This is a genomic window from Alicyclobacillus hesperidum subsp. aegles, from assembly GCF_027923525.1.
GTDB classification, from domain to species: Bacteria; Bacillota; Bacilli; order Alicyclobacillales; family Alicyclobacillaceae; genus Alicyclobacillus; species Alicyclobacillus aegles.
Genome location: NZ_BSBJ01000001.1, coordinates 144,773 through 160,656, shown reverse-complemented (window position 1 = coordinate 160,656; position 15,884 = coordinate 144,773). Strand labels below are relative to the sequence as shown.

The window sequence follows — 15,884 nt, the reverse complement described above, 5'->3', positions numbered from 1 at the left end:
CTGGCGCGGGCACAGGCACGTCTGGTACACTGATGGTGGTGGTTTGTGTACCTGTGCTCCGGTTCCCGTTGCCGCGGGAACCTTTTTTCCGTTTGCCCCTGCGTCGATTGCCCATGTGGGTCACCTCCTTTCAGAAATCTTTCTGTCCAACCACTCTTTGAATTGATCGCGCGGAATTCGATGACGTCGCGGGCCTAGCACAAGTAAAGGAAAGCCAGGTTCGTTCATAATCTCTCTTGCTTTGAACTTTGACACACCAAGGAATTCGGCTAGCATTGAGCAGTCGAACACTGCAGGTAGCGCATCAACCGCCTCCAAGGTTGGGTAAATCAATGGCTCACCGCTCCTATCGCGCTAAATAGTAATTGTCACTTACTATGCGGCTAAAAAAATTTCTTTCAGAAAAGTAACTGGTAGTTGCGTAACCATCACTTTACGATTATACTATCACTTGTCGAGGGTGGTAGTAGAACCGGGTCGGGAGCCGGCAATATCCGGCCAAGCTTCATATACGTCGCTCTTATAGTAACTCGCGATTTTGAATAGCAAATCCACGCTGGGAGTGGCTTTCCCACGTTCAAGTAACCCAAGATGGGTCTGGGTGATGCCGAGATCAATCGCTACTTCGCGTTGGGTTTTGCCAAGCTCTCTTCGGAGCTCGACAAGTCGGGTACGCGGGCTATAGGTGTTCTTGGCCGCGTTGTGCATTTTTCTATCCACCTCCTGACGACATAGTAGCACGTAAGTGCGGTTTACGCAAGTGTCATTTTACATAGATTGAGGTGCCGTATGAGCTTATTCGGAGAGAGGGTGAAAGCCCTTAGAGAGCAACAGGGATTAACGCAGGATGATCTAGCTGAGTATTTAGGTATGACCCGCGTCAACATCTCGAATTACGAGCGCGGTTTAGTCAAAAACGTGCCTGCCGATGTGATTCAAAAATTGGCTGACGTCTTTCACACGAACGCAGATTATCTTCTCGGTCGAACGGATGATCCATCTCCTTTTGGGACAAAATTCGATCCGCAACTCAGCGCCAAAGATGAGCGTGACATTGCAAAGGATTTGGATCGAATTATGGAGGGGCTTAATCAGGGAGACGGGTTGATGTTTTACGGCGAGGAGGTTGAGTTTGATGCTGAAGCAAAAGAGTTACTTAAGGCATCTTTAGAGCAAGCTATGCGGTTAGCCAAGATGGCAGCGAAGAAAAAGTTTACACCCAAAAAACACAGATCATGATCAGTTGGTGGTTATTTGTGCTCTCTCACCATATCAAACAGATCACCCGGCGATTAATTTGTACTCATCAGTCAAACAACCCATTCGTCATCGCGCGAAGAAAAGGAATTATTGTTAGTGAGTCTCGTCTCAAGGGTATTTTGGGATATCACCATACATACAAGAGGCAATCGGTCATCTGTATACACGAAAGCCTGACTGACTATGAAAAGCGCTTTGTTTGTGCGCATGAGCTTGGCCATGCGATCCTTCACCCTCACATAAACACGCCATTCTTGCGCCGTAATACACTGTTTTCGATAGACCGAATTGAACGCGAAGCTAATACTTTTGCCGTTGAACTGTTGATACCTGACGAGGCCATGCATGCTTTACATGACGGTTGCATCACGGCACAACACGTCGCGTCGGTGTCGGGTGTTCCGCAACAGCTTATCGGGTTAAAGAGACTGTAAGTCAGCGGGCACCCGTTTTTACATGATTGAGTATTACCCTAAAACCGAACATATGTTCCATGGGAGGTGATGCCAGCACCCAATTTTTATTTAGGTTATTGAAATATGGAGGGAGGAAATGAATCTTGGCGACAGGCAGGATCGAGAAGAAAAATGGTTCGTACAGGTACATCATTAGTGCCGGAAAAGACCCGGTTACGGGCAAGTACAAGCAGATATGGCGTTCCGGCTTCAAGACCAGAAAAGAGGCCGACGAAAAAATGCGAGCCCATCTCGCTGAACTTGCGGGTGGTTACGTGCCCACCCGAGCAACAGTTGAACAGTTTCTCCAGCAGTTTATCACGGATCATTGTAAGGACATGAAGCCAAGCGCTCGTTGGACATACGAGTATACATGTCAGCATTACATCGTGCCGATTATCGGTAGTGTGAAATTGGATAAATTAGATCATCCACACATCCATCAATTATATGACACGTGGAGTGCAAAGTTAGCACCGTCGACAGTACATCGTATCCATCGCGTTTTACGAACAGCTCTTAATTACGCCGTGAAGAAGGGCTATCTAGTGAAGTCCCCTATGGCTCGTGTGGACACTCCAGAAAGGCGCGCAGCACGTCGTAACACGCTGACTGTGCAACAGGCGCGGGATGTACTCGCGTGGCTCAAGGACCGCCGCCCAGGGGCGTATATGGCATGTTTTCTTGCCATCTATACAGGCATGCGTCGCGGCGAAATTGCAGGTTTGCAGTGGCGTGATGTGGACTGGGACGCCAATGTGCTGCACGTGCGACGCACTCGGATGCGGACAGATGGATCTGAAGTGATTGGGACAACTAAGACCGAAGGTAGCGAGCGCGATATTGTCGTGGCGAAGCTGGTCATGGATGAACTGCGGCTTTGGCGCGAAGCGCAGGAGGCGTTTTGCCGCCTGGTGCAGCAGCCATGGGATGATGCCATGTTTGTTGTTCGCTTGCACGACGGGAGCGCCCCCGGTCCTTACATCTTTGCCAAGGGCCTGAAGGCCGCTTTACAGAAACTCGGCTATCCGCTTGTCACCTTTCACGATCTGCGTCACACACACGCGACGTGGCTACTTGAGTCCGGCGTTGATCTGAAGGTTGTATCTGAGCGGCTAGGGCACTCATCTATCACGGTGACCGCCGATGTCTATAGTCACGTGACCCGTAAGATGCAGGAGCAGGCTGTTCAAAAATTGCACGAGATGATGGAGGGTGGAGGAGATTTGTAGATCGTTCGTAGATCGTATCACTTTAGACAAAAAAGACGGCCTCTCGGAGTGACCGAGAAGCCTTGGTACGACTGCATTTCTTATGGCGCGTCCGGAGGGATTCGAACCCCCGACCTCTGGCTCCGGAGGCCAGCGCTCTATCCACTAAGCTACGGACGCAAGCGACGACCTATATATTATCATAAGGCCGTCCAAAGATGCAAGTGTCATTTCGCAATCAGTGTCTCAGGCTCGTAATCGCCCGTGAGTACGTCGAGGATGGCGCCAGCCTTGTGGTGACATTCCTGCCACTCGCGCTCCGGCACTGAGTCGAGGACAATCCCTGCCCCAGCCTGCACGTACTGCACCTCCCCGACTACGACCACAGAACGGATGACGATGGCCGTGTTGGCATTAGCCCATGCATCAACCATACCGACAAAGCCGCCGTAAGGCCCTCGGCGCACCGGCTCAAGTTCGTCAATAATTTCCATAGCCCGAATCTTTGGCGCGCCAGACAACGTGCCGTTTGGATACGTGGTCAACAGGGCGTGAAATACACTTATATCGTCGCGCAGTTCGGCCTCGACGCGCGACACCAGGTGATAAAGGTGCGAGTAACGCTCGACCACCATGAAGTCGGGTACACGAACCGTCCCACTCTTCGCGATCCGCCCCAAATCGTTCCGGCACAGGTCAACCAACATCACATGCTCAGCACTCTCTTTGGCATCAGCTTTCAACTCCGCAACCAAGCGCGCATCCTCATCAGCGGATTGGCCGCGCCCCCGGGTTGTACCCGCAATGGGCTTCATCTCGGCCAAGCCCCCAATACACCGGAATTGCACTTCCGGACTTGCGCCATAGAGCATCATGCCAGTATATTCCGCCACGAACATGTAAGGTGAGGGATTGAGCCGTCGCAAACGGTTATAGGCGACAAATGGATGCAATCCACCCTCGATACGAATCCGTGTAGAAAGCACGACCTGAAAGATGTCGCCAGCCCGAATATAGTCCTTCGCCGTTCGCACGTTCTTACAGAACCATTCCTCCGGAATATCGTAGGTAACTTGCGACACGCGCTTCGACTGCAACGCCAACTCGGCAAGACTCTTCGGGGCACCAAGGCCACGCGCTACGACGTCTTCCAACTCAGCTTGCACGCGGTCAAGAGCCCGCTTGATGCCACCGTGATTCCGTAACCGCTCTGCATCATCCTGCCGATAAAAGCGCAAGGTACCATCGACAAGCTGAACGATCCCAGCATGCCATTGCAGGCGAATTTCCGGCAATTCGCGGTCATCCACGGTCGTCTGTGGCAGTCGCTCGAGGTAACGAATGGCATCATACCCCACGTATCCCAAAAAACCGGCACTAAACGGTTGTTCCCCGCCGGCTGCGCACAAGTTGCGCAATAGCTGACGCATCTGCTCCAATACAGCGAACGGATCCGCTACTTTGACATGCAAAACATCGCCCACGATCTCGCTCGCCCACGAAACAGGAGCTTGCGGAACCACTTCCCCGTGGGACCTGATATTCGAAAACAAATCCGCTGCCAATTCCGGTACGGCAAACACCGAAACAACGTGATCCCTCACCTGTGCTTCGACGATTGGACAAACGCCGACAAGACTCATCTGATAAGCTCGTTCCATATCTTCGCGTCCGGCTTCCAGCAAAAAGGCCTGGCCACTGCCCAATTGCTCACGGAATCGCATGTATAGGTAAAACGGATCCACCGCCTCAGATGGCGAATACTCCACGTACTTCACACCAATCGCTCCTTTGCTCGATCTCGCAACGGTTCATCTCATGCAACTTCCCGCAGGAAATTGGCGATCATCAGCCTTCCCTCGTCTGTCAAAATGCTCTCGGGGTGAAACTGCACACCGACAGCACCCGTGGGTATATGGCGCATAGACATGATCACATCATCAACTTCGGCCGTGACAGAAAAGCTGGAAGGCAAGCTAGCGCGATCGACGACTAGCGAATGGTAACGCGTTGCACGAAATGGAGAAGGAACATTGAAGAACAATGGATCCGTTCCGGAATGGGCAATCATTGAGGTTTTCCCATGCATCGGCGCACTGGCGCGTACAACTTTTCCGCCAAAAGCAACCGCGAGTGACTGATGGCCCAGGCAGACACCCAGTAGTGGAATACGCCCAGCAAAGTGCTGAATGGCCTGCACGGAGACTCCGGCTTCGTTGGGTGAGCATGGACCGGGGGATACAATGACGGCAGAGGGCTGAAGGGCTTTCAACTCGTCCAAAGGCACATCATTGCGGCGAACGACTACATCAGCACCTAATTCAGCACAATATTGCACTAAATTGTAAGTAAATGAATCGAAGTTGTCGATCATCAACAGCATGTACTCGACTCCTCTCATCCGAGCAGACAACGTCTGCCCACTCAACTCGGCTCATCCCGATAACGTTACCGTACCCCGAGGCGCTCGTTCCGTCAAGCGGGTAATTGTTCGGGATATGGGATGGGAACAACAAAAAACCCGCTGCATAAAGGCGGGTCTTGTGCGTACGGACAAACGCGATCGCTGGTTATCCAGCGATCGCCGAAGATTACTTTAAACACCAGTTGTTTTGGTCTCCAATGAATCCGCTGTAGTAAGCGATAGTACAGTGTTTGCCAAAGAACTTGGTGTAAACATATCCTTTGCAAACGGCAGCATTGTTATCGCAAATCTAAATTCTTTAGTCCTAAGTTGATGCTGGGGTAATGCACCCGGGCCGCAGCTCGCAGTTCCAAGTCCATAATGCTCAAGGTCGACGTGCAAAGTGATACGAGGCTCTGGTTCAAGTTCGTAAGTATGCCGCGCCTGTTCAAGTTGCTCCACAGAATACACTTGGGCGTTGAAGTTAAATACTGAAGACGACCCTAAGAACAACCCTTCACCACGCATATCTGTAAAAGATACCCACACCACATCAGAACGATTACCATTTTCCTGTGGATATACATACGGGGTAAACATATCTTTCAGTTTAAGTCTATATAACCCAACTAAATTAGCCTGCTTACTGTCCCTATACGATTCCCCAGGTCCCCTTCCGTACCACTCAATTTGATCTAGCGGTAATGGAAGCAACATGTCCAGGCCAATCCGTGGCAACGTGGCAGGGTATAGGCCTCTTGGTTCCCCTTCAACTACCAACAAAACTCGCCCATCTGGTGTCACCTCGTAACGGTACACTGCCTCGATCCCCCAGCCCAGGCTCGGTGGGGCAACGCGGGAACGAACTTGGACACAAACGCAGTTGTTGGCAGATTTGCTCCACGACATGTCAACTAGCCGATGACACATGGCATGAAGACCGTACTTACGCCACTCTTTCGCAATGCTTACCATATCACGGTTTGGCGGGTTGTCGTTGTCCGTCGGAGCCCTCCAAAAGCCAAGGCGCGGTCCTTTCACCATAACTTCCTGACCTCTGAACATCCACCTATCAATTCCGCCGGTAACCCTATTAAACGTTAATAAGAAGTAATCTCCAACAATTGTTAACGCGGTGTCCGTTTCATCGATGTGCAATTCCCCCGATGTGGGGATGAAAGGATAGTAACGATCAATCGACATGCTTTCCAACCCAAATTGGGCATGCGCAACCACATGACCCGGCTCTGCCCAAATTTGACCTGGTTTCAGTACGAACCGCACGTTCAGCAACATTTTACCATACGGCGCTGTGGAGAGGCACTTGAAATATGGTAACTTGACGTGAGTAGATGAGTGTGGCTTCACATCAGGAAGCTCGACGACACCTCCACCAATTATCTGCCCGTCGCACGTTAGGTCCCACAACAACTGGACATGGTCAAGATTCAGAAAATCATATCGATTCTCAACTAAAATTGTACCCTGATCAACATCAACCATTGTGGCTCGAACTGGTTCAATCACTTTTTTGTACTCAACTAACCCGGGAGATGGAGTATGGTCAGGAAATACCAAACCATCAATCACAAAGTTGGAGTCATTTGGCTCATCGCCAAAATCTCCTCCATACGCGAAATAAGGCTGTCCAGTTGCGGAGTTCTTCCGAATTCCGTGATCCATCCACTCCCACACAAAGCCTCCTTGTATTCTCCCCTGATATTTGTAAAACAGATCAACGTATTCTTGAAGACTTCCCGGTCCGTTTCCCATAGCATGTGCGAACTCACACAAAATGTGCGGTTTAGTCAGTTCCAATTCCGCCAATTGGGAAAGCTCATCAATCGACGAATACATGGTACTGTACACATCCATAACAGCATGGTGTAAATCAATCCCATCACGTAGCAATCTTCTGGTCTCCCCTTCGTAGTGAAGAAGGCGGGTCCCATCGAGATGTCGGGCATACTTCGCCATAGCAATATGATTACATCCATAGCCAGACTCATTACCAAGCGACCACATTACCACGCAGGGGTGGTTCTTATCCCGCTGAATCATCCTCTCCATTCGATCAATGTATACATGTTCGAGATTCGGATCATCGCTAAGTTGATCCCAGTTGCCCGCAATGTCAAAACCATGGCATTCTAAATCGGCTTCATCAATTACATAGAGTCCATATAGGTCACACAACTCATAGAATCTCGGATCGTTTGGATAATGACTTGTTCGAACAGCATTAATATTGTGCCGTTTCATCAACAGAATATCCTCTACCATCCAGTCAAAAGGAACTGCCCGGCCAAGGTCTGGGTGATGCTCGTGCCGGTTAACACCCTTAAACATGATAGGAACGCCGTTGATCATGATGCTACCGTTCTTGAGTTCTACTGTTCGAAATCCGATCCGCTGAGCTACCACCTCTAGCGTTTCGCCACTGACGGCTGAAAGAGTAATAACCAGATGATACAAATTCGGTTGTTCCGCAGACCATTTTTTCGGACGTTGAATTGTGGTTGCAAACGAAACAATCCCAGACTTCGAAATTTCATGCTGTTCTTGATAGAGGCACTGTTTGGTATCATCCAACACTTTGACGGCGACCTGCGTTGCACTACTCGTTACGACGTTGTCGAAGAGATCCACTCTAACCTCTAAATCGCCGTTCGTATAAGTTGAATCCAGCAAGGAGCGGATAGTTACATCTTTTATGTGAACGCTTGGACGTGCGAGTATGTACACATCCCTAAATATACCGCTCATCCACCACATATCTTGATCCTCAACATAACTTCCGTCGGACCACTGATAAACCTGCACGGCAATTAAGTTACTACCAATACGCACGTATGACGTTATGTCAAACTCCGAAGGTTCACGGCTACCCTGACTATAGCCTACTTGATGACCATTTACCCAAACGTGGAACGCACTATCCACACCCTCAAACCGTAAGTGTATGGACTGCCCCACCCATTTCTCAGGCACTACGAATAATCGCCGATAGCACCCCGTAGGATTTTCGCTTGGTACAAACGGAGGATCAACCGGAAACGGATAAACCACATTCGTATATTGGGGGCGACCAAACCCCTCCATTTGCCAGTTGGATGGAACTCTTATTGACGCCCATTTAGTGTCGTCAAAGCCTTCCTCGAAGAAGCCACTCAGTACAGATTCTGGATTTGGATAAAGACAGAACTTCCACCTTCCATTGAGAAACAGTACGCGATCCGATAATCCACGATTATATGATAGCGCCGATTGTTCATCACCAAATGGAATGAAGTAAGACCTTGCCGGGAGTCTATTCCGATGAAGAACATCAAAGTTTTCCCAATCCCTTTTGTTCACCATGAGGATTGCACCTCCTAGAATTGTACGAAGTTCAAATGGCCAACTAGCCTTTAACTGACCCACTATAGATACCTGAGATAAAGTATCGCTGTAGGCAGACAAACACCACCATGAGGGGAATTAAGCCAATTGCCGCCCCGGCAAATATCGGACCATAGTGTATAACATTACCAGGTTGATCAAGCTGCTGCAGCATGAGTGGGATTGTGAAACGTGTGCGGTCGTTAATAACGACCAGCGGCCAGATAAAATTACTCCACTGTTGTAGGAACGTCAGAATTCCCAAAGCAGCCATCGATGGAAGAATGTTCGGAACAACCACTCGGAAAAATGTCTTAAACTCACCCGACCCATCCATACGCGCCGCTTCAAGGAGTTCCTCGGGGAAAGCTTGCATTTGCTGCCGCATGAAAAACACACCAAAACCGTTAACTAAGAATGGTACAATAAGCGCCTGATATGAATTTTGCCAATGCAATTTGGTAATAATCAGAAACAAAGGAATAAGCGTAGTTTGCATTGGAATCATAATCGTAATTAGAACAACAAAAAACAAAAATCTTTTACCCCAAAACTCATACTTTGCGAACGCGAACCCTACCATCGACGAAAAGAGAACAACACTAACAGTCGTGATACCTGACACAAAGACGCTATTCGCAAGGTCCCTCCATACTGGCATGGACGACTCCAAACTTCTTAGGTTATCTAAAAAGTTAGAGCCAAACCAATTGGAAGGAGGGTAGTGGAATATTTGCGAATCTGAAAGAGACGACGCTACATACACCCAGTAAATAGGGTAAATCGACACAATAACTGCTACGATAAGAAATGCATAAATTAAAAATTTCATGGGGACGGAACTACGCACGGTAGTCGCCTCCTTTGGACGCCCGTATTTGTAGATAAGATAAAATGCCAATAATAGTTGTAAGAATATACGTACCAGCTGATGCCAGGCCGAAATTATAGTTTTGGAACCCGATCCCATACAGGTAAAGCATCGGCGTTTCGGTCGCAGTTCCCGGCCCACCGGCCGTCAAAATATATGGCTCCGTGAAAAGCTGCAGCGTTCCTACAGTTGACAATATCGCACAAAAGAGTAGGATGGGACGCAACATCGGGATGGTGATTCGAAAGAAGGATGTTACTTTTCCAGCGCCATCAACAACAGCCGACTCGTACAATTCATCAGGTACGGACTGCAAGCCCGAAAGTAGAATAATCGCATTGTAACCAGTCCATCTCCAGGTAACCACGATAAAAATGGCCATACGAGCAGCCCACGGGTTTCCTGTCCAATTGATATTTCCAATACCAAGAAAGTGGATTAGATAGTTCAGTACACCAAAGTTAGTATTAAAGATGATTTGAAAAGCTATTGTGTACGTCACTGCGTCAACTAGTACAGGGAAGAAAACCAGTAGACGAAACAACCACTTAAAGCGTATGGACTTGTTATTTAGTGCGACGGCTAAAACTGTTGCGATAAACAACATGACAGGAACTTGAACCAGAAGCACGAAAGCGTCGTTTAAGAGAGAGGTCCAAAACCCGGGATCCGTAATGATAAGTTTGTAGTTCTGCAAACCAACCCATTTACTACCCATGGATGACCAGTTTTCAAAGCTTAAGACAAATGTATCAATGATGGGGTACAACATAAAAATTATAAAAATAACGAAAAATGGTATTATAAATGCATAAGGAACCCAGATAGGGATTGACACAGTTCCGAATCGGAAGCGCCGATTCCCCCATCTCTTTAAAACTGAGCTTTTTGATTCCATTGCAACCGATTGCGAGTCAGCTACCCGCATTAGTCTCACCCCATTTGTCCTCCCGTGAGTGTTACCCCACGGGAGACTAGATGTTGATCAGTTGCTTGCAATTGATTGACCAGAAATTCGTGCCGCACTCTGCTCCGCCGTCTTTAACGCTTGAATTGGGTTAGTACCCTGGATCACCGCTTCATAGGCTTGAGCAAGTGGCTCCGAATAGTCTGCAAAATAGCCGCCATAGTTTGTAGTCGGAATGTGCTTGGATACACCTGCAAAAAATTTATAAATAGGCATTCCGAAATAGCTGAAATTCTGGTTAAAGCTTGTTCCAGGTGCAGTGTAATAAGTTTGCCATGACGGGAACAGCCCGTATTTTAACTGCACATTTTCTCCCGGAACTGTATAAAGGCAATAATTGATGAAATCCCACGCCGCTGTTGGGTTCTTACTATCCTTTGTAATTGCCAGCACCGATCCTCCGGTATCTGCCTCATTTGGTCCTCCTGGTGTGAATGCCGGAAGAGGAATAATACCCCATTTACCACTTTGCTTAGGAGCACTATTCATCATCGTTCCAGCATACCAGACAGCCGACAAGATAGTTGCTACCTGTCCGTTTGAGAAGGACGCGATTTGATCATTCCATGTAGGAGAATCAGCTATTATCCCCGCTTTGCCCCAAGATTGAATCGTACTCATCGCCTTTTGTAATTGGGGTGTGGTGAAGTCAATTTGATCTTGCTTGTTGACGTAGCTACCCCCGAGTTCGTTCACAAGTAACATCAATGTCGTCTCAATGCCCTGGCCAGGTTCAGATATGTTATCAGCCAGCATTTTTACTTTCCCATGAAAATGGGCAGTAAGTTTCTTACCTGCAGCTAAGTAATCCGCCCAGGTTTTAATACTATTCGGGTTAATTCCGGCCTCTTTAAACAAATCCTTCCGATAATAAACTGCAGCAGGCCCCAAATCCCACGGTGCAGCGTAAATAGAACCGTTTTGCATGGTTGGGTTAAGGGCGACAGGTGCAATTTGATTTTTGATCTTGCCCATGAACGAGTTTAACTTCACAAAATCGCCGGGAAATTTATTGAGGAAATAGGGAAAGTCGCGTTGCTGAGTTTGGATTATATCCGGAGCATTTCCTGCTACTAATTCCGGTGTAATCTTTTGATAAGTTCCATCGACATACTCAATATTCACCTTAATCCAAGGATACTTCTTCTCAAATCCAGGTATCTCGGCTTTGAGTGAATCTGCCGCGTCATTCCATGCAGCAACGGTAATTGTTACAGGACTATGTGTTGACGCTGCTCCCTGTGTAGGCGAAGATGTTGCGGCTGTGGCCGGAGACGACGACGCTCCGGAGGAATTCGCTGTGCCACATCCACTTAAAATCAGTCCTGCTAATGCAACCGATGAAATCCCTATGCTCACTTTCTTCATTCCCACAACTTTGCACCCCCGTTATGCTATTTACGTCCATTCAAATCCAAGAAAAGATTACATATGGCCTCGAGACCACATCAGTGAAATCGCATCCCTCCAAAACAGACAAAATGAAATCACTATTGAAAACGCTTACTTACGGAATATTATAGTTATCTAGTTTGATAGAGTCAACATTTTCTTGGAGCTGTTGATTCACGCACTACTAGTTCTGTGGAGAAAGGCTTTGATATATGAGCTGTGGTCAAGTTTTCTATCTGATCTACCAACATTCGAACAAGTTCAATCCCGATTAGGGTTTTGGGTATACGTGCTGTTGACAGGGCAGGCGTGGAAATACGCGACAATTCAACATCATCGATCCCCAATACGGACACTTCAGACGGCACCTTGATTCCAAACTCCATCAGAGCGCGGATAGCGCCTAATGCCAACAAATCATTGGACGCCGCCACCGCAGTGAAGTTAACACCTAGCTCCAACATCCGAATTACACGTTCATATCCAGCAGACATCGTATCCTTCAAATAAGGGATCAGTTGGATCAGTCCGGACTCCACGGAAATCCCGTGCCTACACATGGCATCTATATAACCTGCGTAACGGGGATTTTCCTCCTTGTTGTCGTACTCGCCAAGAAATGCAATCTTGGTATGCCCCAAACCGACTAAGTAGTTAATGTTTTCGGTCATGGCATTGTATAGATCTACATGAACATTCGGAATTCCAAAGTCCATACTTCGATCTCGATAAATACAAATGGGTATTTGCGCAGAGAGCTCGGTGAGGTTTACAACATTCATCACTTCGTATGGTGTAAGTATAATAAGCCCATCATAAAAGCCCTCTAAAATGAGCCGCATGTATCCCTCTTTCTCACGAGTCATATTGTATAAAGAAAATGTATAGCCACGTCGTAAGGCCTCCTCCTCAATTCCCATAAGCATTTCATGATAGAACGGGTTGCTCAGCGATGAGATGACACAGGCAAACTGTCCACAGCGTTTCATCTTTAAGCTCCGCGCTATTCGATTTGGGACATAATTAAGTTCGCTGACGGCCTGGAGCACACGTTTGCGGACATCCGGCGCAACGTAACCGCTTTCGTTTAGTACCCGAGAAACCGTCGATGGAGAAACCCCAGCCCTTTTCGCAACATCAACTCGCGTCGCCATACGACCCCTCCATATCTATATAACATCTACGGCAATAATCGTTTTGGCAATTATAATCATATGCACAAAAAAGCCGCAACCATATCGATTGCGGTTTTTCACCATATGGTGGGCCCAGGTGGACTCGAACCACCGACCTCACGATTATCAGTCGTGCGCTCTAGCCGACTGAGCTATGAGCCCATATATCTTGAAATCTAATGGTGGGCGGTGGCAGGATCGAACTGCCGACCCCTCGCGTGTGAAGCGAGTGCTCTCCCCCTGAGCTAACCGCCCTGGTGACCCCAGCGGGATTCGAACCCGCGTTACCGCCGTGAAAGGGCGGTGTCTTAACCACTTGACCATGGGGCCGGTGCCTTGGCTCCCCGAGTAGGATTCGAACCTACGACCCTCCGGTTAACAGCCGGATGCTCTACCGCTGAGCTATCGAGGATCATGGTGGAGCTAAGCGGATTCGAACCGCTGGCCTCTAGAGTGCGATTCTAGCGCTCTCCCAACTGAGCTATAGCCCCGCAAATCGTAACACCATGAATATGTAACATCGATGGTCCCGGAGGCCGGACTCGAACCGGCACGGTTTCCCGCACGATTTTGAGTCGTGTGCGTCTGCCAATTCCGCCACTCCGGGATTTTATGGCGTGCCCGGAGAGATTCGAACTCCCGACCTTTTGATTCGTAGTCAAACGCTCTATCCGGCTGAGCTACGGGCACGCAGAACAAAATCGACGTTGAATAACTTATCATGATTTGCGAAAGAGTGCAAGCCCTTCTCGCGAAAAACTTTAAAATGGCGGCGGACCGTATCAGGTGGTCGGACATAAGTGCCATCCCGAAGCTTCGTTTGGGCAAACTCCAGGTTTTAAAACGATCGTAAACTCAGGGTTTTAGTACGACTTTGATACAGTTATCCTCCTTAGCATCAAAAACTTCGTATCCGCGCTTTGCCTGCGCAAGCGGGAGGCGGTGTGTAATGATGTCCGTCGGGTCAACTCGCCCATCGACGATCATCTCGAATAGCGAAGGCATGTAGTGTATAACCGGAGCCTGCCCCATTTTCAAGGTAATGTTTCGCGCGAAAAAGTCCCCTAAAGGAAACTGGTTGTAGCGCGTACCATACACGCCAACCAACTGCACGGTACCACCTTTACGAACGGCCTGTGCAGCTTCTTGGATGGGTCCGAGTGTACCCCCTTGCAGTTTCAAGAGACTCTCAACCTGCTCCACAATGGTCTTTTTGCCGTCCATGCCGACACAGTCGATCACGACGTCCGCCCCACCGCCGGTGATTTCGCGAATATATTCGCCAAAATTCTGCTCCTCTGTGAAATCAAGCGTTTCAACATGATTGGTTCGCTTCGCGTGTTCGAGCCTGTAACCAATATAATCAACTGCGATCACGCGGTTTGCTCCTTTCATCCAGGCAAACTTCTGGGCTAGCAATCCGACGGGTCCGCACCCGAGCACAACGACTGTATCACCGTTTTTCACGCCGGCGTTATCAACTCCCCAGTAGGCAGTCGGTAAAATATCGGAAAGGAAAAGCAACTGCTCATCCTCGAGATCGCACGATTCCGGGACAACAAAAGGTGTAAAGTTTGCGAATGGCACGCGTAAATACTCAGCCTGTCCGCCAGGATAGCCACCGAACGTACCTGAATACCCGAAATACGCCCCTGCTTCCCCATTTTGATTTGATTCGTCACACTGACTTTCCAGTCCATGCTGACAATAGTAGCAACGTCCGCATGCGATATTAAAAGGGATTACAACACGGTCTCCCCTTTTTACCTTGGTTACGTGTTGCCCCACTTGCTCCACAATACCCATGGGTTCGTGTCCGATTATGAAATCCGGTTGCATATTGTCCATCATGTTGTGTATGAGGTGGAGATCAGAACCACAAATGGCCGTTGAAGTGATTTTTACAATAATGTCCTCAGGATGTTCGATTTCAGGTTCCGGAACGTCCTTTACTTCTACGTTTCGCATGCCTTGGTACGTCACCGCTTTCACGCGTATCCCTCCACTCTCATCGCAGACGTAGCTTACCCATACAATGACGCTGACATAAGACAAAGGACGGCGTTACTGCCGTCCTTTTGCTAAGGCTGTTGATACCACCACATCAACGAACACTTAAGATTCGTTACTGCGGTACATCAACCTCCTGTAGTCAGGTTGTTGACACGACCACACGGAACGAACACTTGGATCGTTACTGCGGTACATCAACCTCCTGTGCTCATATTATGGACCGTTGCTCGTGCCTTTATGCATATGGGTTACTTTTTTCTATAAACACGTTCGCACAAAAATTTGCTTGACAAACGTCGACGGACCTTGTAATTTAATTAGTGCAGTTTGTTGTGCATGACATGCGGAAGTGGCTCAGGGGTAGAGCATCGCCTTGCCAAGGCGAGGGTCGCGGGTTCGAATCCCGTCTTCCGCTCCAGAGAGTTCGGATGGGGTTGTATTCAACCCCATCTTGTTTCACCTGGAGAGGTGGTCGAGTGGTTTAAGGCAGCGGTCTTGAAAACCGCCGTGTCTGCAAGGGCACCGTGGGTTCGAATCCCACCCTCTCCGCCAAAAAACCAGCGCGCTGCGGATTCCTGGGACATGCCTTGGGGTCCGCATTTTTGTTTGCTAACAGACTTCTACCATATTTCTTCCGCTAAAGCGCGACGTACTCTACACATCTTGCATAAGCCCCTCGTGTATCCGACATCTTATACATCATACGAGATAGCACCACCACAAAATATTTCAGATTAAAACAAACACCCGTATTA

The 15,884-nt window shown here is 48.6% G+C and carries 12 protein-coding genes and 10 tRNA genes; 5 read left to right on the top strand and 17 right to left on the bottom strand.

Annotation, left to right across the window (positions count from 1 at the left end):
• Positions 1-447: 447 nt before the first annotated feature.
• Positions 448-708, bottom strand: coding sequence for a helix-turn-helix transcriptional regulator (locus QMF38_RS00885; RefSeq protein WP_281758297.1), 261 nt, complete (start codon positions 706-708; stop codon positions 448-450).
• 81 nt (positions 709-789) lie between these two features.
• Between QMF38_RS00885 and QMF38_RS00880 the strand changes: the two genes are divergently transcribed.
• The 3 genes from QMF38_RS00880 to QMF38_RS00870 all read left to right on the top strand — a co-directional run bounded on the left by QMF38_RS00880 (position 790) and on the right by QMF38_RS00870 (position 2,947).
• Positions 790-1,239 (top strand): helix-turn-helix domain-containing protein, encoded by a 450-nt coding sequence (locus QMF38_RS00880; RefSeq protein ID WP_281758295.1) that lies wholly within the window; start codon positions 790-792, stop codon positions 1,237-1,239.
• The gene (locus tag QMF38_RS00875; RefSeq protein ID WP_281758294.1) at positions 1,236-1,694 is read left to right on the top strand and encodes an ImmA/IrrE family metallo-endopeptidase; all 459 of its coding nucleotides are present in this window, start codon (positions 1,236-1,238) and stop codon (positions 1,692-1,694) included. The genes QMF38_RS00880 and QMF38_RS00875 overlap by 4 nt, the downstream gene beginning before the upstream one ends.
• A gap of 125 nt (positions 1,695-1,819) precedes the next feature.
• Positions 1,820-2,947 (top strand): site-specific integrase, encoded by a 1,128-nt coding sequence (locus tag QMF38_RS00870; protein ID WP_281758292.1) that lies wholly within the window; start codon positions 1,820-1,822, stop codon positions 2,945-2,947.
• Positions 2,948-3,030: 83 nt separating this feature from the next.
• Here QMF38_RS00870 and QMF38_RS00865 read toward each other — a convergent pair.
• The 16 genes from QMF38_RS00865 to QMF38_RS00790 form a co-directional block, all read right to left on the bottom strand.
• A tRNA-Arg gene (locus QMF38_RS00865) sits at positions 3,031-3,106 on the bottom strand.
• A gap of 47 nt (positions 3,107-3,153) precedes the next feature.
• The gene (locus QMF38_RS00860) at positions 3,154-4,704 is read right to left on the bottom strand and encodes an anthranilate synthase component I family protein (RefSeq protein ID WP_083495995.1); all 1,551 of its coding nucleotides are present in this window, start codon (positions 4,702-4,704) and stop codon (positions 3,154-3,156) included.
• A gap of 38 nt (positions 4,705-4,742) precedes the next feature.
• Complete coding sequence (locus QMF38_RS00855) at positions 4,743-5,309, bottom strand: anthranilate synthase component II (RefSeq protein ID WP_058094091.1); 567 nt, start codon at positions 5,307-5,309, stop codon at positions 4,743-4,745.
• A 213-nt stretch (positions 5,310-5,522) separates the two neighbouring features.
• Complete coding sequence (locus QMF38_RS00850; protein ID WP_058094092.1) at positions 5,523-8,690, bottom strand: glycoside hydrolase family 2 TIM barrel-domain containing protein; 3,168 nt, start codon at positions 8,688-8,690, stop codon at positions 5,523-5,525.
• A gap of 43 nt (positions 8,691-8,733) precedes the next feature.
• Entirely contained in the window at positions 8,734-9,561 is an 828-nt protein-coding gene (locus tag QMF38_RS00845; protein WP_232302152.1) for a carbohydrate ABC transporter permease, read from the bottom strand.
• The gene (locus QMF38_RS00840) at positions 9,554-10,510 is read right to left on the bottom strand and encodes a carbohydrate ABC transporter permease (protein ID WP_232302180.1); all 957 of its coding nucleotides are present in this window, start codon (positions 10,508-10,510) and stop codon (positions 9,554-9,556) included. Before QMF38_RS00840 ends, QMF38_RS00845 begins: the two co-directional genes overlap by 8 nt.
• A gap of 57 nt (positions 10,511-10,567) precedes the next feature.
• On the bottom strand, positions 10,568-11,917 hold the full coding sequence (locus QMF38_RS00835) for an ABC transporter substrate-binding protein (RefSeq protein ID WP_058094223.1): 1,350 nt from the start codon (positions 11,915-11,917) through the stop codon (positions 10,568-10,570).
• A gap of 173 nt (positions 11,918-12,090) precedes the next feature.
• Positions 12,091-13,095 carry a LacI family DNA-binding transcriptional regulator gene (locus QMF38_RS00830; RefSeq protein ID WP_058094093.1) on the bottom strand — a complete coding sequence of 335 codons (1,005 nt, stop codon included), beginning with the start codon at positions 13,093-13,095 and terminating at the stop codon, positions 12,091-12,093.
• 106 nt (positions 13,096-13,201) lie between these two features.
• A tRNA-Ile gene (locus QMF38_RS00825) sits at positions 13,202-13,278 on the bottom strand.
• A gap of 18 nt (positions 13,279-13,296) precedes the next feature.
• A tRNA-Val gene (locus tag QMF38_RS00820) sits at positions 13,297-13,371 on the bottom strand.
• Positions 13,372-13,446, bottom strand: a tRNA-Glu gene (locus tag QMF38_RS00815).
• Between the two features lie 7 nt (positions 13,447-13,453).
• Positions 13,454-13,528: transfer RNA gene (locus QMF38_RS00810), tRNA-Asn, on the bottom strand.
• A gap of 3 nt (positions 13,529-13,531) precedes the next feature.
• Positions 13,532-13,607, bottom strand: a tRNA-Ala gene (locus QMF38_RS00805).
• A gap of 33 nt (positions 13,608-13,640) precedes the next feature.
• Positions 13,641-13,723: transfer RNA gene (locus tag QMF38_RS00800), tRNA-Leu, on the bottom strand.
• Positions 13,724-13,729: 6 nt separating this feature from the next.
• Positions 13,730-13,806 (bottom strand) — tRNA-Arg (locus QMF38_RS00795).
• A gap of 165 nt (positions 13,807-13,971) precedes the next feature.
• Positions 13,972-15,108, bottom strand: coding sequence for a zinc-dependent alcohol dehydrogenase (locus QMF38_RS00790; protein WP_058094094.1), 1,137 nt, complete (start codon positions 15,106-15,108; stop codon positions 13,972-13,974).
• Positions 15,109-15,472: 364 nt separating this feature from the next.
• Here QMF38_RS00790 and QMF38_RS00785 point away from each other — a divergent pair.
• Both QMF38_RS00785 and QMF38_RS00780 read left to right on the top strand, forming a co-directional pair.
• Positions 15,473-15,547, top strand: a tRNA-Gly gene (locus QMF38_RS00785).
• A 44-nt stretch (positions 15,548-15,591) separates the two neighbouring features.
• Positions 15,592-15,681 (top strand) — tRNA-Ser (locus QMF38_RS00780).
• Positions 15,682-15,884 lie beyond the last annotated feature (203 nt).